Source organism: Alteromonas sp. ASW11-130, assembly GCF_026183735.1.
In the GTDB taxonomy this organism is placed as follows: Bacteria; Pseudomonadota; Gammaproteobacteria; order Enterobacterales; family Alteromonadaceae; genus Alteromonas.
This window is the reverse complement of sequence record NZ_JAPFRE010000027.1, coordinates 519,330-539,120: the sequence shown is the minus strand read 5'-3', so window position 1 is coordinate 539,120 and position 19,791 is coordinate 519,330. Positions and strand designations below refer to the sequence as shown.

Below are 19,791 nucleotides of genomic sequence, written 5' to 3'. Positions count from 1 at the left end.
TTTTTACATAAAGTGGTCGGGGTGTATTCGGGCAACTAACCATTGCCCATTTTCCCTTACCAAATCAACTCTTCGTAAATCTTCTTGTTTATTGGCATTTAGCGTACCACTGAAAAACAAAGTAATAGTGGCCTTTTCTGAAAACTCAGAACGCCCAACTCTACTTCGCTCTTCGGGGGTGATTTCAACGGTATCGAATTTCAAGTTCAATAAATGTCGCTGTACATTTCGGTTAGTATGATACCTTGACAATATACGCGCCATCTTCGGGGTGCTTAATGACACCGCCGCGTCTATATTATCGTCCTGATAAATGCTAGTCATAAATCGAACGGCCGCATATTCAGGAGTGCTTTCGTCAAGCATACCGTACTTACCCAACCCTTTTTCTTTTTCACCGCCGCAGGAGGTCAGAATAAAAAGCGTGGCGAATACATAAAATGTCCATTTCTTTTGCATAAAATTAACTGTTTGTTCCTAACTTCGATGTACTATTTTAAGAAAAAATTAAAGGATATGCACGGCTAAATGACGGCATGCTGAATGAATACGTTTAATAATTGTTTATATAGCGCGAAAGCAGGTACCTTCGACTCAGTAACCTTTAGAGTCTTGCTAATTGGACAATGGATAAAGGTTAGCGTTTAACAGTCAGCAGACATGCAGTAAATTGAGCAGCTAAACACTGCTCGGATCGTGGTTTTCAGTACTCAGCGAAAACCACAGATTGAACCTGTCCCTAGTGATGAGCTAACTGGTTCATTTGGCTACTAGATCGTTTTTCTTGTCTCGAAGCATGCCTAGTATGTTCGCTATTTTGATTAGCTTGGTAATGAGGTTTAGGCTTCTTGGGCTTTTTAGGTTTTTTAGGGGCAGCTAATCTGGTTTCCGGAACGGGTTGTTGAGGTTCAAAGCCTGCTAGCTGTTCCCTCGGCAGAAGCGTTTGAATTAACGTCTCAATATCTTTGAGTTGTTGTAATTCGTCCACACTAACTAATGACCAAGCCTGGCCACTGGAACCAGCCCGACCAGTTCGACCTATGCGGTGGACATAATCGGCAGCCGTATTGGGAAGGTCCAAATTTACGACGATAGGTAATTCACTAATATCGATACCGCGTGCAGCGATATCTGTCGCCACCAATACGTCTATTTCACCATTCTTAAAGTTTGCTAATGCCTTCGTTCGTGCACCCTGGCTTTTATTGCCATGTATTGCATCACTCGGGATGTCTGCTTTACTTAATTTGGTGGCAATACGGTTCGCACCATGTTTGGTCCGACTGAAAACTAACACCTGTTTCCAATTGTTCTGTTTTATTAGGCTAACCAAAGCGGCGATTTTGCGCGACTTATCGAGCGTAACAAGTCGCTGTTCAATTTTATCCACGGTAGTATTAGCCGGAGCTGTGGAAACTTTGACAGCCTGACGGGTAATTGACTTAGCCAGGTGTGTAATTTCGTCTGAAAACGTTGCTGAAAAAAGTAACGTTTGACGGTTAGCTGGCAGCAACTTAAGAATGCGCTTAATGTCATGGACGAAACCCATATCCAACATTCTATCCGCTTCGTCCAATATTAGGGTATCTAATTGGTCAAATTTAACAGCGTTTTGTTGGAAGAGGTCTAGCAATCTACCCGGTGTTGCAATTAATACATCAAGCCCAGGACGCAACCGTTTCATTTGCGGGTTTATACCAACCCCACCGAATACGACAGATGAGGTAATAGGTAACCCGCTACTCATCGCCTCAACGTTCTCAGCAACTTGTGCGGCAAGCTCACGGGTGGGGGTTAAAATAAGCGCTCTGACGCGATTAGCACTCACCTTTTTGTTGTTTGTTGTTAGTCGCTGAAGTAATGGTAGCGAAAAAGCTGACGTTTTTCCCGTACCCGTTTGAGCCGCTGCTAATAGGTCCTTACCTTCGATTATAAGTGGGATAGCTTTTTCCTGAATGGGCGAGGGGGTCTGGTATCCCTGCTTTTCAATAGCCGCTAATAAGGGCGCATTAAGACCCAGTAATTTAAATGACATAATTCGTTCCAAAAGTATTAGTTATGCTACATGACGTAGCCGCGCTGAAGGGCTTCCAGATTGTGTTGGGCTTAGAACGGTTAATATCGAGCTGTAAATCACTAGTGGGACTAACAACGATCTTGCGGAAAAAGCTTTGTTCAAAATAAACGAGAACCTACAACATGAACTGTCTATAGTACCAAAGATTGCGTGCAGGAGCCACGTAATCTTTATTACAGCTAAAATTAAGGTCTTTTGTGGGGGGGTAAAGGCACAGGAGGGTCACGCCCTCCTGATAAATCGGTTATTATTGCACTTCTTCTTGGTCAGAAAAGGTACCGGCGAACAATGGACTACTCAAGTAGCGCTCTGTACCACTCGCCAGCAGTACCACAATAACTTTATCTTTATTTTCCGGACGTTCCGCGTAACGTTTCGCTGCAACCACAGCTGCACCAGACGAAATACCAGCGAGTATACCTTCTTCCTTCATAAGTCGGTGAGCCATTTCCATACACTCTTCATTCGTTACCTGTTCAACCTCATCAACCATATCTAAATCAAGGTTTCCAGGAATAAAGCCTGCGCCAATCCCTTGGATTTTATGTGGTCCTGGAGTGAGTTCTTCACCCTTTTTAGCCTGTGTAATTACAGGTGAATCCGTTGGCTCTACCGCGACAGACGTTATCGCCTTACCTTGAGTATTCTTAATGTAACGACTCACACCGGTAATTGTACCCCCTGTACCTACACCCGCGATAAAAGCATCAATTTTTCCTTCGGTGTCTTCCCAAATTTCCGGACCAGTCGTTTTTTCATGAATGGCTGGGTTAGCAGGGTTGTCAAATTGTTGAAGTAATACGTACTTTTCAGGATCGCTTTCAACAATTTCTTGTGCTGCCGCCACAGCGCCTTTCATTCCTTTTGGGGCTTCAGTCAATACAAGTTTGGCCCCCAGCGCTTTAAGTAGCTTTCGGCGCTCTAAACTCATGCTACTGGGCATAGTCAAGGTAAGTTTATAGCCACGGGATGCAGCCACGAAAGCTAGTGCGATACCCGTGTTGCCGCTTGTCGGCTCGACGATTTCTTTGCCTGCCGTAAGTACCCCACGTTTTTCAGCATCCCATATCATGTTAGCGCCGATCCGGCATTTCACGCTGAAACTCGGGTTACGTGATTCCATTTTTGCGTAAACATTACCTGAAGTTACGCGATTAATCTTCACCAGCGGGGTGCGGCCGATAGAAAGTGAATTGTCGTCAAAAATTTGCATAATTTGTCCTTAGCTTAATTCGGGATAATGTTGTTTTATTCGCATAAGCCATAGTGGCAATGTTTACATGTTATTGGTTTATCCCACTTTACCCTTATATCATTGGTTGCATTTGATAAAATGCAAACTGTTTTTTAGCTATATGTTATCGCTATTTCTCATGATAGCGAACTATCTACAACTATTAAGGACTCTACATGACTTTTTCCGGTACCGACAATTACATTGCCAGTAAAGAACTTCGTCTGGCTGTAAATGCTGCTATCACCTTACAACGACCTTTGCTGATAAAAGGTGAACCGGGGACGGGTAAAACCATGTTGGCTGAAGAATTAGCTAGTAGCCTGCAAACAGAGCTTATCCAATGGCATATTAAATCCACAACTAAAGCGCAGCAAGGGTTGTACGAATATGATGCGGTATCACGCCTGCGCGATTCTCAATTGGGCGAGGAACGTGTCCACGATATTAAAAACTACATTGTAAAAGGTAAGTTGTGGCAAGCATTTGAATCAAGTCAGCGTCCAGTATTACTTATTGATGAAATAGATAAAGCGGATATTGAATTCCCTAATGACTTGCTATTAGAACTGGATAAGATGGAGTTTTATGTTTATGAAACACAGCAGAGAATTCAAGCGAAACAACGTCCTGTGGTGATTATCACCTCTAATAATGAAAAAGAACTACCCGATGCTTTTTTACGTCGTTGTTTCTTTCACTATATTCAATTCCCAACACCTGATGAAATGCGAGAAATAGTCGGTGTGCACTTTCCTGATATTAAGAAACGCTTACTAGACGAAGCGCTTAATGCGTTTTTTAACTTAAGAGAGGTGCCCGGATTAAAGAAGAAGCCGTCAACATCAGAGTTAATTGACTGGTTAAAACTTTTGCTCGCCGAAGATATTCCGCCTGAGGCATTACACAGTAAAGACAAAAAGGCGAGTATCCCGCCATTATATGGCGCATTGCTTAAAAATGAGCAGGATATACATTTGTTTGAAAAGTTGGCGTTTATGGCGCGTCGCTAATGCTGATCGATTTTTTTTATACCTTACGGAAATACCGCGTTAAAACCAGCCTGAGAGAATTGCTCGATCTACTCTCTGCGCTCGATAAGCAAGTGGTGTTTGCAGATATTGAAGCATTCTATTTTCTTTCCCGTACCATCATGGTGAAAGATGAAACTCAATACGATCGTTTTGACAGGGCGTTTGCCGATTATTTTGAGGGTGTACAAAGCGTTGATATTTTTGATAACGAGATTCCGGAAGACTGGTTGAGGAAAGTTTTCGAAAAACAGTTAACGGAAGAAGAAAAACAGCAAATAAAAGCACTGGGTGGGCTGGATAAGCTAATGGACACACTCAAACAGCGTTTGGAAGAACAGAAGGAACGTCACCAAGGGGGGAACAAATGGATAGGCACAGGTGGTACTTCACCTTTTGGTGCTTACGGCTACAACCCAGAAGGTGTTCGTATAGGGCAGGATGGCAATCGGAATTTTTCTGCAGCCAAAGTCTGGGATAAGCGGGAGTATAAAAATCTTTCCAGCGATGTAGAGTTGGGCACGCGCAATATTAAAATGGCGCTACGCAAGTTAAGAAAATTTGCGCGTACAGGTGCCAGTGAAGAATTAGATGTGTCTACCACTATCGGAGAAACAGCCCGCAAAGGAGGTATGCTGGATATTCACATGACCCCCGAAAGGCACAATGCCGTTAAAGTGTTGTTGTTTTTTGATATTGGGGGGTCGATGGATTCTCATGTGCAAGCCACACAAGAGTTGTTTTCTGCGGTTCACTCTGAGTTTAAATATTTGGAGTACTTTTATTTCCATAATTGTATCTATGAGGATGTGTGGAAGGACAACCAAAGACGCGATGAAGAACGAATTCCTATCTGGGATATTATTCACCGCTATGGTAGTGACTACAAAGTCATCTTTGTCGGTGATGCCACTATGGGGCCATACGAAATTACGTATCCGGGGGGTAGCGTCGAACATTGGAATGAAGAAGCGGGCGCAGCGTGGCTGCAACGCCTGACTCAGCATTTTGAAAAAGTTATTTGGCTAAACCCTCAACCCCACAACTACTGGCCCTATTACCACTCGATTAGTATTATTGAAGAATTGGTAAATGGAAAAATGTATCCTTTGACGCTCGATGGTTTAACCGAAGGTATTGGTGCATTAATCAAGTCCCGATGAACGCCTATGCCGAATAGATATTAATTCTTCAGACTAAAAAAACCTCTATTAATAGGATGAAAAGTTTAATATGCAACCAATTGGTTGCATGTTGGTCGTTTTATGCTTTACTAAGATCATGGCCAGCCTCTAAAAGTGAGAGGATGTTATGAAAGACGTTATTCAACGTGAAATTGTTATCAATGCTTCCCAAGAGCGTATTTACAAAGCGATCGCTGATCCTGCACAAGTTATTCACTGGTTTCCTGAAACGGTGGAAGGAAGCTTTCGGGCGGGTGAACAAGCGATACTTGGGTTTGGAGAAGACGGTAAAAACCAAATATATGTAGTAGACACAAGAGCGCACTACTATTTCGCGTTTCGGTGGGTGCCGGGATGCTATTTTGTAGGCGATGTATTGGCTGTGCCGAATACGTTGGTTGAATTTGGCATTGAAAAACTAGCTGCTAATAGATGTAAAGTCACACTAACTGAGTCAGGATTTTCCGGTCTCGCTGAATACACGGCCGATGATGTATATAAGCAAAATGATAGTGGCTGGGACTTCATGCTAGACAGGTTGCAAAAGTACTTTTTACTTTTTACGGCTTAATTTTTAATTTTCAATTTTTTAATTTTTTAATTATTAGTGACTAAATGACAGAAGCCGATGTATTTAAAGCGTTGGGCGATCCCACTCGACTTAAAATAGTGAAACGACTTTGCCAGGCGCAACCTTGTACTATAGGTGAACTTTGTAAAGGGCTGGGTATTTCCAGGCAGGGCGCGAGAAAACAACTCCAAATTTTGGTTAATGCGAATGTTGCGTCGCTAACTACGGTAGGTCGAGAAACGAAAGTAGAGCTAAAATTGAATGCACTTAAGTTAGTAGGACATTTCATTGCTGAATTAGAACATCAGTGGGAGGTTCGACTAAACGCCCTTAAAAAATACACGGAAGAATAGTGGTGTAGTTCCTGCTCGAACAAAATTTGTCGCAGGCTCGTGCCGATTACCTTATCAGCCGCTGTTCAGTACTTCCTTGCGAAATGGGTAAACCCCAACTTATCTCTATCAAACAGCGTTATTTATTAACACTAGCTAATATTGAAGAAGGGAGTAAGACATTTGAACAGCACGTGCAGTAAAACGTTTATTACAGCGTTATTGATGCAATGTCAGAATATCCTGAGGGTCCTGTAGGTTATACTGTTTTTTTAGGTTATCGATTAAATCAGCGTGTTTAATTAGAAACGTATCAAATTCAGCGATTATGTGATGATGTTTTATCGTTGATAAACGAAACCCTACTGTATCAAAGGGTAGAGTAACGGCTAACTTCAATTCATTTTCGCGGTTTAACCTGCGGAGATGATGTTTAGCTACGTGATATTCGACGTCAGCGCCGGTTACTCGCTTACGTAATACTAACTCTAACGCAGCAGTGGTGTCATTTACATTAACACGCTGAACATTATCATTTTCGAATAACGCCAGCCATTTTATTGGGCTAAACCCTCGTACAACACTAAGCGACTGAAAATTTTCCAGTTTTGGGTTAACCCATTCGCGGCTTACCATAGTCCCACCCATAGCGATCGCAAAGGGGAGGCTGTATTTAAACGATTTTACACTTTCCTCCTCGTGCCAATTAGGATTATCTGGATAAGCGAAATCCAGTTTCCCATGACGCATAGCATTGCGTAATCTGGCCACAGGAAGAGGGATATATTTAAATTCATAGCCACTTTGATTAGAAAAGGCTTCCATTACAGCCCAACCAAAACCTTTGTCGGTCTCATGCATAAATCGAAAGTGGGGATAATAATCGATAGCTTCTACCCCTATGGTAAAAACTTTTTTAGCTGATTCCGTAGCGCCAATCGGTACACCGACGAGCAGGCAAACTGCTAATATAAGATTAATTCGCGTTATAGCCACCATTTTACTCTACTACTTCGAGGCGAATGGGTAAGTGTATGAGGGGAACAAAGAAAAATAAAGTTCGGGGTAGCATAAATACGTCGGCGTATTGCTATTGATTAATAATTAATTGAAAATGAAAGCAGACTAATAAAAAAAATACATACTAACTATGTCTGAATTAGTTTCAACTCATCGCGAAATTAAAAATGTAGCAGAGCAGAAAATATCGGCTGAAAACCGACAAATAGTTACACCTTATGCATTTCAAGTGTCTTCAGAACTGTTGGGTAAGCAGCTGGCTACGCCTGTAAAGAGATTGATGGCATTGTTAGTAGATTTGTCAGTGGTATCTATCGTTAGCTTCGCAAGCGCATTTGTACTGGCATTTTTTGCAGCTATCACTTTTTTTCGAGCCGGCAGTCATTTGTCTAATCGACCAAAGCGTAGTCTGGCGCGAAAATGCTTAAGACTAGGCGCGTCCTTGCTCCTGTTTGTTACGATTTTTGGGCTAGTGGGCTTTATAGAAGAAGATATTATCGAATCCAGCCCGATCGACCCCTCTACGTCTTTTAGTGAGAAGGTCATAAGTGGAGTGGGCTTTGTTGCATTTGATCAGTGTGAAGCGGATATTGAATGCGTTAATGCATTGGCAAATGAGTTATCTTCCCAGATGGCAGAAACTAATATTGACAGAGATAGTGTAAAAAAATTAATTGAGAGTCAGCTGGGAGGAAAGGGGTTAACACCTGCACAAGAAAAAGCAGTAATCGCAACCTACCTCAACGCATTTGATAGAAAAAGGGCAGAGCTGGAAACTGAAGCTGCAGACCTCGAAACGCCAGCGGTGGGGACACCAGAGACAAACGAAGAATCGCATTCCTATAGCGTCATTGGATGGATAAAAGGTATCTCAGCTGATTTAGGATTAGGGTTTGGTTGGGCCGCATTGTATTTTAGTGTTTTTACAGCCTGGTGGGGGGGCATTACGCCGGGTAAGAAGTTATTTGGCTTACGTGTGGTTAAATTAGACAACAGTCAATTAACTTTATGGGAAAGCTTTGGTCGGTACGGCGGATACGGTGCAGGTTTTGCGACAGGTTTGCTCGGTTTTTTGCAAATTTATTGGGATCCTAATCGTCAGGCGATTCAAGATAAAATTTCAGAAACGTTGGTTATTGATACTCGTAAGGAAGCACGAATCGGTAGCGTCCCCATAACGCACTGACGAGCGGGTGGTGTTCGCTGGTTGGTTCATGAAATATATCCTCGAAAAAGTGGGTAAATTCAGCCGGCGTTAATTCAGATGGAATAACCACAACGTAGACTGGCAAGTGTGTTACGTTAGTTGAAAAGTGAAAACCTATATAATGGCCACCCTCCATTCAATCTGGCAAGCTCCATAGTGTTATCAAACATGTCAGATTTTTGTATGGTTTATACTCTTTTATAATTGCGTTATGAATGTTCATCCACATATCAGATGGATGAAAGATACTTCTAAAGCATATTCAATACAACGGGCCGTGTTGCTATCTACGTTTGCAGTGAGTCTTCTATGGGTCATTCAGTCTGCAGGTGTGCTGTTCAACTTACCATTACAATGGCTGGGCGTCAGGCCCTTCGACGTAGCCGGAGTATGGAAGATACTGACTGCGCCACTTGTGCATGGTTCTTACGAGCATTTATTTAACAATACCTCGCCACTAATTATTTTAGGTAGCGCGTTACTCTACGGCTATCCCCGTACCCGCTGGTGGGCATTAGGTTTCGCCTGGCTGGTGTCTGGATCTGGGATCTTTTTATTTGGAAGAGATTCTGTTCATCTAGGCGCCAGCGGTGTTAGTCATGGATTGTTTTTCTATTTGTTTGTCGTTTCAATATTGCGTAGGGACGCCCGTTCAGTAGGTTTGATGATGATTGCATTCTTTATGTATGGAGGAATGGTAATGACTATTTTTCCGAGAGAGCCGGGTATTTCTTATGAAGCTCATTTTTTCGGCGCAGTAGGTGGGACAATTGCCGCATTGATTTTTTGGCGCAACGATCCTAAACCCAAGGTCAAAAAATATGCCTGGGAAGAGCAAGAAGGTGACGATCCTGTTATAGGCGACTTATGGAAACAGGACCCCTCGACCAGACAGGATGAAGATTATACAAATCCCCATTGACGTGCTAAGGCTAAAGACCGAAGAATCTAATTAACCAGGGCATAGTACAGGTAGGCCATGGTGCATAGATTCTTCCATGCTATTTTAGCCCAGAAGTAGAAAGTCATTATCGCTACCAAGATGTGGTTTCTTTTGGTTACGTACTACCCAAATACTGCGCAATTTTCACGCCTAAAATGTTATAATATCGGCTGTTAGCAAGGTGAGAAACTTACCGCATGCAACGCATTCATCATTGAAGATGGGTACTAAATGCGCGTTCACCTGATGCATATTGCTTTTGAATATAACGTACTCGTGCGCCTAACATCACGGCGGCAGTGCTTAAACCACAGATAAAACCAATCCAGAAACCGGCGGCAGATAAAGGTTGCGCGGTAATCCAGTTTGTTCTGGCTAAAATGATCCCTACTGGCAATCCGATAACCCAATAGGCAAAAAATGTAATATAAAACATAGCCGTAGTATCTTTATACCCCCGCAGCGCGTTTGCAGAAATGACCTGAATTGCATCTGAAAACTGGAACAACGCTGCATAAATAAGAAGCGAACTAGCGATTGTAAATACCTGCTGATCGGTCGTATACAACCCTATAATGAAGGACTTAGCCAAAATCGTAAATGAAGCGGTCGCAAACGCAATTGACAAGCCTACAGTCAGCGCACTTTTTACTACGGTTCTGGCCTGCTTCACGCGCTGCTGTCCCATGCGGTAGCTGATCCGTATGGCTACCGCCATGCCCATACTTAGAGGAAACATAAACATGAGTGAAGAGAAGTTGAGCGCGACTTGATGCGCAGCAATTGTTATCGCGCCAAATGGGGTAAGCAATAAGGCCACCACTGCAAACAAGGTCACTTCGAATAGGAGTGTCATGGCAATAGGTAAACCCAGTTTAAAAATACGCTTTAATATATGCAATTCTGGCTTATAAAACGCCGAAAACAACGCATATTTTTTTATTTTAGGCGACACCAATGTATACACAAAGGTGGCAATAAGCATGGCATAAAAAACTAGTGCAGTGGCAACGCCACAGCCCGCCCCCCCCATTTCAGGAAAGGGACCAATCCCATAAATGAGAAGATAGTTTGCCAAAATGTTTACCATCAACCCAATTACGGTAATTAACATGGTGGGTTTGGTACTCCCCAAGCCCTCACAGTAATTTCGTAACCATTGATAGAGCGCAAACGCTGGCATAGCAAGTATTACGTAGCGAGTGTATTCAACGGTTATATCGAATAACGCAGCTTCCATTGGGAAGAAACCTACTAGTGTATCCGCAAAAGGATAGAGCAGAAGCATGGGGAAACTGACTAATACTAAACTATAGGCTGATTGCTGGGCAATCTGAGGAATATCGGCTAACGCTCTTTTGCCTTGTAGACGAGAAATAAACGGAGGAAGCGCAAAGGCGAGCCCTTGCAAAAAACACAATAAGGGTATGGTTACACTAAAGCCTAGCGCTACAGCGGCCATGTCGACTGCACCATAGCGTCCCGCCATCACCGTATCGCTCACACCCATCAACATTTGCGTGATTTGCGCAATCAGAAGAGGCCAGGCAAGATGAATAAGGCGTTTGGTCTCTAAGGCAAAACGTCTCGAAACTAGCAGCATGTTGTACAACTCACTTTTACATTAAAAGGGTTCAATATCGACTTCGCTACCAGCCGAAATTTTTCTTAATTCGGCTGGAACGACAATATAACAGTTTGCTTTGGCCAGCGCTTGGATAGCAGCTGAACTTTGTTTTGGCTGGGGGATAACCCTTAACCTCGCATCTTTTGTCACAATTAGGTTTCCCCGCATAAATTCCTGTCGCCCAGTTAAACAAGAGATACCAGTTAGCGATTTGGACTTCAACATAGGAACACAAATGTTATTTTCTGTTAACGCATGCTGAAGTAGTCGGATAGCAGGTATAACTAACTTATGCGCAGTAACGAACGCGCAAACAGGATTACCGGGAAGGCCACAGAACAGCATTGACCCGCCTGGTCTAATGCGAAGGCTTTCCTGGTTCGATTGCTACTTTCCACATATCTATGTGACCAATTTGCTTTATTACTTCTTTTACTAAGTCTGCATCCCCCACCGATACACCGCCACTGCTGACAAGTAAATCAACCTCATACTGAGCACGGTCAAATAGCGTATTAAAGGCATCCAATTGGTCAGGCACAATGCCGTAGTCTATTACATCAATGTAAAGTGGGGTAAGCAGGCTGGCGATGCCATTTCGGATACAGTCATATGATTTTCTTGGGAAAGGCTGCTTCCGGCTTCGCTAATTTCGTTCGCTTTGGCGCCACTAAACGTAGCCGCGAATTGGCTAGTGATACGTTTACCACTTCAATACTGTGTATGTACGTATTGTCGTGGATTGGTATGCTATTCACTATCCTGATTACTGATCCATACGGTTTGGTACGGCTGTAATGTCATAAATGCATTGACATCACTTATCACTTCTCTGGAAATCAGTTCCAACCAATTATCTGTGCCAACAAGATTGATATCAGTTAGTAAAATCGATTGTTCTTCGTCACTGATATTACTAATACAAAAGACGCTTTGTTTTCGGTCCAAACTTTGGCGCCAAAAACCGAAAATCTGGTCACCCATCTGCAATGTATATTGCGTCGCATTGGGGTGGAATGCATCCTGTGTTTTACGGATGCGAATTAGTTGAGACATGCGGGTCAATACTTTGTGGTGTTGAGAGTAGGGCGAATCCAGCAACGCTTCTAATTCAGGCAAAGACCAACGTTTCCGGTTAATGGATCGATTCTGCCCAGTATTGGCGACTTTTTCATAATCGTTAGAAGTTCCTAACATGCTGTGAATATAAATGCCTGGGATACCTTCCATCGCCAACATTATGGCATGTGCGCAAATAAAGCGTTCTATCTGCCATTTGTCAGGCCCCTTAACCGTACCTTGCAACGCATCGAATAATGTTATATTTATCTCGTAAGGTTTTTGTTGACCATGAGCTGAAGCACGCCAGGATACTTTACCCCCGAAATTTTGCATGGTATGTACCAATTCGGATATTTCTTCTTCATCGAGTAAACCCTCTGCAGGTCGCAGACCAATCCCATCATGAGAAGCAATAAAGTTGAAATAGGTGGTTCCGTTTTGAGCTGGCGGCATGCTCATTATCCAACTTTTTAAATAGCGACAGTTTCCCGTAACCAATGTATTTACCAACAAGGGCGGTAAGGAAAAATTGTAAATAGCATGGGCTTCGTTGGCATTCCCGAAATAGGTCAGGTTTTCGCGGTTTGGGATATTCGTCTCGGTAATGAGCATAATGGTTGGATCGATATGTTCGATCAACGTTCGAATTAGTCTGATCACCTCATGGGTTTGGATCAGGTTTATACAAGTTGTACCTACAATCTTCCATAGAAAAGCTACTGCATCCAGCCGAAAAATCTTCGAACCTTTATCAATATACAAGCGGATGATTTCAATAAATGCCGTGAGTACCTGCGGATTGCGAAAATCAAAATCAACCTGGTCGTGACTAAATGTACACCAAACATAACGCGTGCCATGAGCGGTCTGCGTTTCTCTTAATAAAGGAGATACCCTTGGACGAGTGACCATCGACAAGTCATCATCAGGAGAGGCAGTAAAGAAAAAATCGTGGCCCGTACCTTCTCCCTTAATAAAGTTCTCAAACCACGCACTTCTCGCAGAACAGTGATTGATTACAAGGTCGGCCATTAACCCGTAGTCTTTTGCAATGCGTGATACTTCTTCCCAGCTACCCAAGGACTCGTTTACACTTGAATAGTCGATTACCGAAAAGCCATCATCTGAACTGTATGGGAAGAATGGCAGAATATGCACATTATTAATTGTAGTGTTGCAGTATTTATTCAGGAAGTTATACAAGGTTGTCAGAGGCGTTTCACCTTCTTGGATAACACTATCACCATAGGTAATCATGATAATGTCTTCCTCGTCCCAATAGTTCACGTAAGGGCCGGGCATAACAATATCTTCTTCGTTCTTAATACCTATCGTTTCGATTAACTGCGTAGCTAATTTACCGATAGGCATGTCTAATGGTACATCTGCATAAATCGCATCCAGATGGTGCATGACTTTTTCATGAAGAATGGTCCAGTTGGTGGTCATAATTTACCCTAAATGTTCAGAGGTATCTGCTTCAACCGCTTCCAATAATCGGTCTAAAATGTCTGGAACGGCGCTGGTAACCCGGTTCCAGCTGGGAATAAACGGTGTTTCCATGGGATTTTCAAGAAAGCTTTGTCCTGCCTTCATGATATTGCTGGCGAACATTTCTACTGCTTTTTCTTCGTTATGAACATCGTGTGTTAGGCCATTCATAATGGCATCATTGTGATAGGTTTCGATAAAATCTAAAGCAATTCTAAAATAGGTCGCTTTAACAGAACGGAACATTTCATTACTGAACGAAAAGCCTTGGGTGGCTAATTTACGGAAAATAGCCTTAGTAATGTCGATAGACATCTTTGATAAGCCACCCTGATCATTATTAAGAGATAAATCCTGATGCTTGTGGTCATATATATCGGCAATATCAGCTTGGCACAAACGATTATGAGCGTAATTTCTGTGCATTTCTGATAAGACACCTATTTCAAGGCCCCAGTCGCTAGGTATGCGAATATCGCTTAAAACATCTCTTCTGAAAGAAAATTCTCCAGCTAGGGGGTAGCGAAAGCTGTCCATGTATTCTAAATATTCATTGTCGCCAATAATGCGTTTAAGGGCCCTTAATAACGGGGTAACCAACAACCGTGAAACCCGACCATTAATTTTACCGTTGGCTACACGGGCATAATATCCCTTGCAGAACTCGTAATTAAACATGGGATTAGCAACAGGATAGATAAGACGGGCCAACAAATCCCGATCGTAAGTAACAATATCGCAATCGTGTAAAGCAACAGATTCTGCGCGGTTAGAAGCCAAAATATAGCCCATGCAGTACCAAACATTTCGGCCCTTGCCAAGTTCTTTAGGCGCTAATCCTAAATCGGCTAACTCTTTGTCCAGTGCCTGTAAGCGAGGACCGTCATTCCAAAGTATTCGGTGGTGCTGCGGCAAAGAAGAAAAAAACGTTAATGCATGTTGATATTGTTTTTCAGTAGCCCTATCCAGGCCTATCACAATTTCGGACAAATAAGGTACGTTCGTTAACTCTTCAACAATTCGAGGTAGTGCTTCGCCCTCAAGTTCAGAAAAGAGAGAAGGTAGGATAAGTGCCATCGGACGTTTTTGAGAAAACCGTAATAAGTCCGCTTCCATCTCCTCAGTAGGGCGGTTTGCCAAGTTGTGAAGGGTAGTTACAATACCATTTTGGTGAAAATCGGCCATTAGCGCTCCAGCTATATTTCTAATACAAGTTGATTTACCATTTCCCGCCAGCCTTCAGGACCAGTGAGAGTGCTTGTGTATACGTTGTCTTCTTTATCTAGCTCAGGTGGTTGGTGGTGATTGGATGCTATTCGTACAGCAATATCAGAAGCCTCGAGCATAGCGATGTCATTTTTACCGTCTCCGAGCGCAATGGCTTGGGTAGCTTCCCCAACTTGACGCTGATATTCCTCCATAAACCAGGTAAGCGCGGCGCCTTTATTGCAGTCGCCAGAAATATGGATAAAGCGCCCCCCTTCTAACGGATGGGCACCTCTTTGAGTCATTTCATCAAGAAATGATCGTTTGCGTTCCGCCGACCCCGTCCACAACACAGGCTCGCCGAATTGTCGTTGTGCTGCTTTAGCGGCTGAAAGCTCATCTAAACCCGTCGCTTGTTGAATTTCACTGATATCCATGTTGCTGAAGTGGTTAAACTCGCCGGCAAATTCTAACTTAGCTATATCAAGCTGTTTTAACCAATAGCCTTTAGAAGAAATAAAGGTTTTACACCAAAATCCGTCTTGCCATGTGGTACCCGCGGGTTTTTGTTTGAAAAAACCATGAGGTATATAAATAGCGGCACCATTTTCAATTATAAAAGGGCCATTCAGCCCAATGGTTATTCTTAAATCTATAAGTTCTGCAAAGGTTTTGCTGGTGGTGGGGATAACCGGAACACCTAGCTCAGCGAGCTTGGCCAGCGTGGGCTTCGCTGGTACAAAACTGTATGTTTCGTGGTCGAGTAGAGTGCCATCCATATCTGTAAATATAACCGTTTTCAAATGCGTACCTTTTTACTTTTTACTTTTTACTTTTTAATTTTATAGTTTGCGCTGTTTATTGTCGGTGTTAACGTGGACAATATTTCTATTTTCATCCAGTTTAAATACCACATCACATAATGGCGGTAATGCTTGAAAACTGTGTTCAGTTAGACGCTGATAATGTTGGATAAAACGTGCAATTTGTTCATCTGTCATTATGGCAGTACTATTTGCTGAGGTTTTAGCTGCGAGTTTATGTTCTTGTTCGCATCGCCATCTAAAAACATGCTCAAACGATAACCCTTTCAGCATAATGGAGTAATTCATTTGCGCAAAAAGCGGTTGATAGCGTTCAGCTAATTGTTGATTAACAAATCTACGCCAAATACCTTCACTGTCTTCCGCTTCCTCTAGCGTATTGATCGGTGAAACTAAATCTTGTTCCAATTGCGGCGGCACCCCCCAACACCATCCCTCTACTATAACGATGTCCGGCGGCGTATTGATCACCGGCCAAGTCTCTTGAGGGAAAGGGTTATCATCTGCTTTATTGAATCGGGGGAGGGCAACTTCACCGTCAGCTTTTAATTGCGTGAACACATTGTTCATCAGGGTAACGTCATGAGTGCCTGGTACACCACGCGTTCTTAGTAAAGGGTGGATAGTTTCTGCAAGATCTACACGTTCGATTTGGCTTAGATAAAAGTCGTCCAGAGACATACAAGCGACATTGAGTTGATGCGTCGTACACAAATATTCGGAAAGAAACTCAGTTAATGTTGACTTGCCTGACCCCTGACACCCATTAATACCCACAAAAAATGGGCGCCCTGCACCCTTTAGCTGCAACATAATGGATTCGGCTAGTGGCACGAACCATTTTTGTGCAACCTCCCTATATGTTTCAGGAAGCTGGTGACGAGCAAGAAAACCGCTTAAATCCATAATGCAACCTTTTGGTGATTCTGATGCACAAAATCAATACGTTAAGATTACAACAAATGTGCCAATTGCGAAAATTGAAAGAAGAAAAAGTCTGGGAGCGATTACGTACGAATCACTGTTACTTTTACATATGTTAATAAAATCCTTTCTATTAATACAAAAAAATTTTTTTTCATTATCGGCTTAACACTCTCGAGGTCCCTTTTAATGACAATGTAAGCGAGTTCGACAACACGACTCAGAACAGTTATTAGACAATGGCTTGTGTATGAGCATCCGCCAGTGTTAAACATGACTTAATTGTTCTGCATCCTAAATCATGTAGCAAAAGGTAGCCTCCGGTTAGCAAATTATCCCTTAACGTTTGGAAAATTATGAGTATTTAGACGTAAAAATCTACTCTCAAAATATCTACTCTCGAAATTTCTTTAGGGACCATCACCAAAACGCAATAAAGAAGGATGTATCATCAAATCAAGTTCCAAAATCAAATCAAGTTCCAAATCTGGTCTTGCTGATTATCGATTTTTTTACAGAAATCGATATTTTATTGTAGAAAGTTATTGTCAGCACCGACAGCCAAACGCGTATCCGTACGAGGTAAGTATTGTCCTCCTGTAACAACTACGCCATATTTTCTTTGTATATCTGCACATTTGATTTTTGGATACCGTTGAAATATAAAGCTACGGTAGGCGAGATGATAATAGGAGTGCATAAGCATGCTAGGCATTGGTGAAGTGAGTACATATCATAAAAAGACGCTTGCTTATTCCAATGCGATGATGCGTAGCATCATACTTGTTTAAACGGCCTCATTAATGTGTCGCTCATTTGATGGCCTGCCTAACGACTGTTTAGACGGTTTGTTTAGTTACGCAACTGGCGCAGTAGTTACAATTTTATTTTCTGAGCCATACCCAAACCCGGTTCATTCCTGGACGGCCGTTTTGTTTTCTATTGATATTCTTTTCAGGCTTCGTAAAGTGTTTAACCTTCTTACCATAGCGGTAAGCATCGGGTGAAAACAAGTTTAGGCGATCTTGAAAGTGTGTAGCCCGCTACGCACTTTCAAGGTAAGGATTTACTCCCATTCGATTCAAAGTACACTATCACGTTCGTGGGTATAAGTAACATGTACGTAATTTGAATAGAATATTAGCAGTTAATGGGGGAGCGCAGCTTTCGCTGCGGTTTTGGGGTGTATTGCGAGCCTATAGCTTCATCGTTTAATCAACTTCGAGTTGCTATTAACACCGCGCGTTTAGGTGCGGGGGCCCCTTCAATCGTCTTAGATACATCGTTAGGGTCAAGAAAATCCTTTAACGAGTTATTGGTCATCCACTCCGTACTACGTTGTTCTTCTAACGAGGTAGTGTTTACGTCAACCGCCTTGATATCTTCAAAACCTAATCGGGTTAACCAGACTTTAAGCGCTTCAACACTTGGGAGAAACCAAACATTACGCATTTGCGCATAGCGTTCACCCGCCATCATCACAGTGTTCTGATCACCTTCTACTACTAAGGTTTCGAGTATCAATTCGCCGCCTTTACGCAACTGGTGTTTTAGTTGGTTTAAAAACGCCAGGGGATCCTTGCGATGATATAGCACGCCCATTGAAAATACAGTATCAAACGCATTAAGCGGCTGCATTTGTTCTATCCCTATTGGTAGAAAATGAATCTGCCGCTGCGGGATAAAATGCTTAATAGCATGAAATTGGATAAGAAACAGCTGAGTTGGGTCTATGCCGTAAACGCCTTTCGCACCTGCTCCGAGCATTCTCCACATATGATAACCGCTACCGCAACCGACATCTAATACGTAACGATTTGCAAGGGGGGAAATATGCGGCAAGACACGCTCCCATTTCCAATCTGATCGCCATTCTGTATCAACATGTATGTCATGCACGAAGAAAGGTCCTTTCCGCCACGGCATAAATTGCTTCAACAACCCAGTAATCTGTTTTTGAGCGTATTCTGTAATGTCTTCTACTTTGCCTATAGTTACACTATCGACCAAATCGACATGGCTTGGATGAGTCTCAGGTAACTTTTTAAGTAGCTTACACCATTTATTGAACTCGCCATGTAATTCATTGCGCTGCCAATACTCGAGTTGTGCTGGAAGTGTTTGTAGCCAATGGGCTAAAGGCGAGTTAAGTAAATCCTGGTAGCACTCTGAGAACCAGATATCATGTAAACGACTCATTAGTAGTCTATACCTTTTTTCTTTAAGACTTAATGGCGACAAGTGAGGTGAAGTTATAACACTTAAACCACATTACTACATCTGCAAAGCCTACCTTATGTAGCCTTTGCTCATGGTCACTAAATGTATCAATAAGCATTACGTTTTCCAGTGCCGCTCGCTTTTGGCTTATCTCTAGTTCACTATAGCCATTGTTGCGTTTAAATTGGTGATGCAAATCGATAAGCAGTTCGTTACCAGCTTCAGACGGGTGACTAATCTTTTCGGAGAGAACTAATACCCCCCCAGGGTTTAGCCCATCAAAAATCTTTGTCAGCATGGCTATCCTGTCATTGGGGGGAATAAATTGCATAGTAAAATTCATTACTACCATTGACGCGTTTTCTATGTGTATGTTTTGAATATCATCACATACCACCTTAATTGGATTTGGTAGCGAAAAGCCAGCGACAATACGCTTGCATCGATCGGTCATGGCTTCGGAATTATCCACAGCAATGATCTCACAGGGATGATGAGATGTGGCCCGCGCAATTGATAGACTGGCGGCCCCCAACGATGCTCCAAGGTCATAAACTCTTGAATGAGTAGTGACGTGACGGCTGGCAATTTCACCAATTGTATGAATGATTGACTCGTAGCCAGGTACAGAACGTTGAATCATATCAGGGAAAACGTCTGCAACGGCTTCGTCAAACGCAAAATCATTAACTGACTGCATGGGTGTCGCGAATATTTTGTCCGGTTTGTTTGCCATTATGGTCACCGCTAATTTGAGGGGGGGCTTATTTTACCTGCTTACAACCGTTTGCCAAATTTTTCATAAATTAGTATAAAAACCTCGAAACAATTTCGACTT

19 protein-coding genes and 1 pseudogene are annotated in these 19,791 nt (G+C 42.6%); 6 read left to right on the top strand and 14 right to left on the bottom strand.

Going from position 1 to position 19,791, the window contains the following annotated elements:
- Positions 1-3 precede the first annotated feature (3 nt).
- The 3 genes from OPS28_RS11610 to cysK all read right to left on the bottom strand — a co-directional run bounded on the left by OPS28_RS11610 (position 4) and on the right by cysK (position 3,290).
- Positions 4-459: a hypothetical protein gene (locus tag OPS28_RS11610; protein ID WP_265609613.1), complete on the bottom strand. Its 456-nt coding sequence runs from the start codon at positions 457-459 to the stop codon at positions 4-6.
- 280 nt (positions 460-739) lie between these two features.
- On the bottom strand, positions 740-2,035 hold the full coding sequence (locus OPS28_RS11605; protein ID WP_265609612.1) for a DEAD/DEAH box helicase: 1,296 nt from the start codon (positions 2,033-2,035) through the stop codon (positions 740-742).
- A gap of 289 nt (positions 2,036-2,324) precedes the next feature.
- Positions 2,325-3,290: a cysteine synthase A gene (gene cysK, locus OPS28_RS11600; protein ID WP_265609611.1), complete on the bottom strand. Its 966-nt coding sequence runs from the start codon at positions 3,288-3,290 to the stop codon at positions 2,325-2,327.
- Positions 3,291-3,487: 197 nt separating this feature from the next.
- Here cysK and OPS28_RS11595 point away from each other — a divergent pair, with 197 nt between their 5' ends.
- From OPS28_RS11595 to OPS28_RS11580, 4 genes are all read left to right on the top strand, one after another.
- Entirely contained in the window at positions 3,488-4,324 is an 837-nt protein-coding gene (locus tag OPS28_RS11595) for an AAA family ATPase (RefSeq protein ID WP_265609610.1), read from the top strand.
- Complete coding sequence (locus OPS28_RS11590; protein WP_265609609.1) at positions 4,324-5,505, top strand: vWA domain-containing protein; 1,182 nt, start codon at positions 4,324-4,326, stop codon at positions 5,503-5,505. The genes OPS28_RS11595 and OPS28_RS11590 overlap by 1 nt, the downstream gene beginning before the upstream one ends.
- Before the next feature lie 148 nt (positions 5,506-5,653).
- On the top strand, positions 5,654-6,097 hold the full coding sequence (locus tag OPS28_RS11585) for an SRPBCC domain-containing protein (RefSeq protein WP_265609608.1): 444 nt from the start codon (positions 5,654-5,656) through the stop codon (positions 6,095-6,097).
- Between the two features lie 44 nt (positions 6,098-6,141).
- Positions 6,142-6,450, top strand: a complete 309-nt coding sequence (locus OPS28_RS11580) for an ArsR/SmtB family transcription factor (RefSeq protein WP_265609607.1) — start codon at positions 6,142-6,144, stop codon at positions 6,448-6,450.
- Positions 6,451-6,648: 198 nt separating this feature from the next.
- On the opposite strand, the gene OPS28_RS11575 is transcribed toward OPS28_RS11580, so the two are convergent.
- A complete protein-coding gene (locus OPS28_RS11575; RefSeq protein ID WP_265609606.1) occupies positions 6,649-7,428 on the bottom strand; it encodes a transporter substrate-binding domain-containing protein in 780 nt (259 codons plus the stop codon).
- 151 nt (positions 7,429-7,579) lie between these two features.
- Here OPS28_RS11575 and OPS28_RS11570 point away from each other — a divergent pair, with 151 nt between their 5' ends.
- Positions 7,580-8,635 (top strand): RDD family protein, encoded by a 1,056-nt coding sequence (locus OPS28_RS11570; RefSeq protein ID WP_265609605.1) that lies wholly within the window; start codon positions 7,580-7,582, stop codon positions 8,633-8,635.
- Here OPS28_RS11570 and OPS28_RS17180 read toward each other — a convergent pair.
- Complete coding sequence (locus OPS28_RS17180; protein ID WP_442863986.1) at positions 8,583-8,792, bottom strand: DUF7661 family protein; 210 nt, start codon at positions 8,790-8,792, stop codon at positions 8,583-8,585. The genes OPS28_RS11570 and OPS28_RS17180 overlap by 53 nt on opposite strands.
- Positions 8,793-8,894: 102 nt before the next feature.
- Between OPS28_RS17180 and OPS28_RS11565 the strand changes: the two genes are divergently transcribed.
- Positions 8,895-9,578 (top strand): rhomboid family intramembrane serine protease, encoded by a 684-nt coding sequence (locus OPS28_RS11565; protein ID WP_265609604.1) that lies wholly within the window; start codon positions 8,895-8,897, stop codon positions 9,576-9,578.
- A 232-nt stretch (positions 9,579-9,810) separates the two neighbouring features.
- Here the strand turns inward: OPS28_RS11565 and OPS28_RS11560 are convergent, their stop codons facing one another.
- The 9 genes and pseudogenes from OPS28_RS11560 to cmoA form a co-directional block, all read right to left on the bottom strand.
- A complete protein-coding gene (locus OPS28_RS11560; RefSeq protein ID WP_265609603.1) occupies positions 9,811-11,202 on the bottom strand; it encodes an MATE family efflux transporter in 1,392 nt (463 codons plus the stop codon).
- Positions 11,203-11,223: 21 nt separating this feature from the next.
- A complete protein-coding gene (locus tag OPS28_RS11555) occupies positions 11,224-11,571 on the bottom strand; it encodes a hypothetical protein (protein WP_265609602.1) in 348 nt (115 codons plus the stop codon).
- 13 nt (positions 11,572-11,584) lie between these two features.
- Positions 11,585-11,833 (bottom strand): annotated as a pseudogene (locus tag OPS28_RS11550) (molybdopterin-binding protein); the annotation flags it as partial.
- A gap of 143 nt (positions 11,834-11,976) precedes the next feature.
- Positions 11,977-13,737 (bottom strand): sugar phosphorylase, encoded by a 1,761-nt coding sequence (locus tag OPS28_RS11545; protein WP_265609601.1) that lies wholly within the window; start codon positions 13,735-13,737, stop codon positions 11,977-11,979.
- 3 nt (positions 13,738-13,740) lie between these two features.
- On the bottom strand, positions 13,741-14,964 hold the full coding sequence (locus tag OPS28_RS11540) for a glycosyl transferase (protein WP_265609600.1): 1,224 nt from the start codon (positions 14,962-14,964) through the stop codon (positions 13,741-13,743).
- An 11-nt stretch (positions 14,965-14,975) separates the two neighbouring features.
- A complete protein-coding gene (locus OPS28_RS11535; RefSeq protein WP_265609599.1) occupies positions 14,976-15,788 on the bottom strand; it encodes an HAD-IIB family hydrolase in 813 nt (270 codons plus the stop codon).
- A gap of 39 nt (positions 15,789-15,827) precedes the next feature.
- Positions 15,828-16,715, bottom strand: coding sequence for a kinase (locus tag OPS28_RS11530; RefSeq protein ID WP_265609598.1), 888 nt, complete (start codon positions 16,713-16,715; stop codon positions 15,828-15,830).
- A gap of 1,233 nt (positions 16,716-17,948) precedes the next feature.
- Positions 17,949-18,932, bottom strand: a complete 984-nt coding sequence (gene cmoB / locus OPS28_RS11525) for a tRNA 5-methoxyuridine(34)/uridine 5-oxyacetic acid(34) synthase CmoB (protein WP_265609597.1) — start codon at positions 18,930-18,932, stop codon at positions 17,949-17,951.
- A gap of 22 nt (positions 18,933-18,954) precedes the next feature.
- Positions 18,955-19,689: a carboxy-S-adenosyl-L-methionine synthase CmoA gene (cmoA, locus tag OPS28_RS11520; protein WP_265609596.1), complete on the bottom strand. Its 735-nt coding sequence runs from the start codon at positions 19,687-19,689 to the stop codon at positions 18,955-18,957.
- Between the last annotated feature and the right edge of the window lie 102 nt (positions 19,690-19,791).

Excerpts from the sequence above, each read along its gene's own strand:
- OPS28_RS11585 (WP_265609608.1), top strand. The coding sequence starts at position 5,654 with ATGAAAGACGTTATTCAACGTGAAATTGTTATCAATGCTTCCCAAGAG.
- OPS28_RS11595 (WP_265609610.1), top strand. The coding sequence starts at position 3,488 with ATGACTTTTTCCGGTACCGACAATTACATTGCCAGTAAAGAACTTCGT.
- OPS28_RS11560 (WP_265609603.1), bottom strand. The coding sequence starts at position 11,202 with ATGCTGCTAGTTTCGAGACGTTTTGCCTTAGAGACCAAACGCCTTATT.
- OPS28_RS11555 (WP_265609602.1), bottom strand. The coding sequence starts at position 11,571 with ATGCTGTTCTGTGGCCTTCCCGGTAATCCTGTTTGCGCGTTCGTTACT.
- OPS28_RS17180 (WP_442863986.1), bottom strand. The coding sequence starts at position 8,792 with ATGGAGGGTGGCCATTATATAGGTTTTCACTTTTCAACTAACGTAACA.
- OPS28_RS11605 (WP_265609612.1), bottom strand. The coding sequence starts at position 2,035 with ATGTCATTTAAATTACTGGGTCTTAATGCGCCCTTATTAGCGGCTATT.
- cmoA (WP_265609596.1), bottom strand. The coding sequence starts at position 19,689 with ATGGCAAACAAACCGGACAAAATATTCGCGACACCCATGCAGTCAGTT.
- OPS28_RS11530 (WP_265609598.1), bottom strand. The coding sequence starts at position 16,715 with ATGGATTTAAGCGGTTTTCTTGCTCGTCACCAGCTTCCTGAAACATAT.
- OPS28_RS11575 (WP_265609606.1), bottom strand. The coding sequence starts at position 7,428 with ATGGTGGCTATAACGCGAATTAATCTTATATTAGCAGTTTGCCTGCTC.
- OPS28_RS11610 (WP_265609613.1), bottom strand. The coding sequence starts at position 459 with ATGCAAAAGAAATGGACATTTTATGTATTCGCCACGCTTTTTATTCTG.
- OPS28_RS11570 (WP_265609605.1), top strand. The coding sequence starts at position 7,580 with ATGTCTGAATTAGTTTCAACTCATCGCGAAATTAAAAATGTAGCAGAG.
- OPS28_RS11540 (WP_265609600.1), bottom strand. The coding sequence starts at position 14,964 with ATGGCCGATTTTCACCAAAATGGTATTGTAACTACCCTTCACAACTTG.
- OPS28_RS11590 (WP_265609609.1), top strand. The coding sequence starts at position 4,324 with ATGCTGATCGATTTTTTTTATACCTTACGGAAATACCGCGTTAAAACC.
- OPS28_RS11565 (WP_265609604.1), top strand. The coding sequence starts at position 8,895 with ATGAAAGATACTTCTAAAGCATATTCAATACAACGGGCCGTGTTGCTA.
- cmoB (WP_265609597.1), bottom strand. The coding sequence starts at position 18,932 with ATGAGTCGTTTACATGATATCTGGTTCTCAGAGTGCTACCAGGATTTA.
- cysK (WP_265609611.1), bottom strand. The coding sequence starts at position 3,290 with ATGCAAATTTTTGACGACAATTCACTTTCTATCGGCCGCACCCCGCTG.
- OPS28_RS11580 (WP_265609607.1), top strand. The coding sequence starts at position 6,142 with ATGACAGAAGCCGATGTATTTAAAGCGTTGGGCGATCCCACTCGACTT.
- OPS28_RS11545 (WP_265609601.1), bottom strand. The coding sequence starts at position 13,737 with ATGACCACCAACTGGACCATTCTTCATGAAAAAGTCATGCACCATCTG.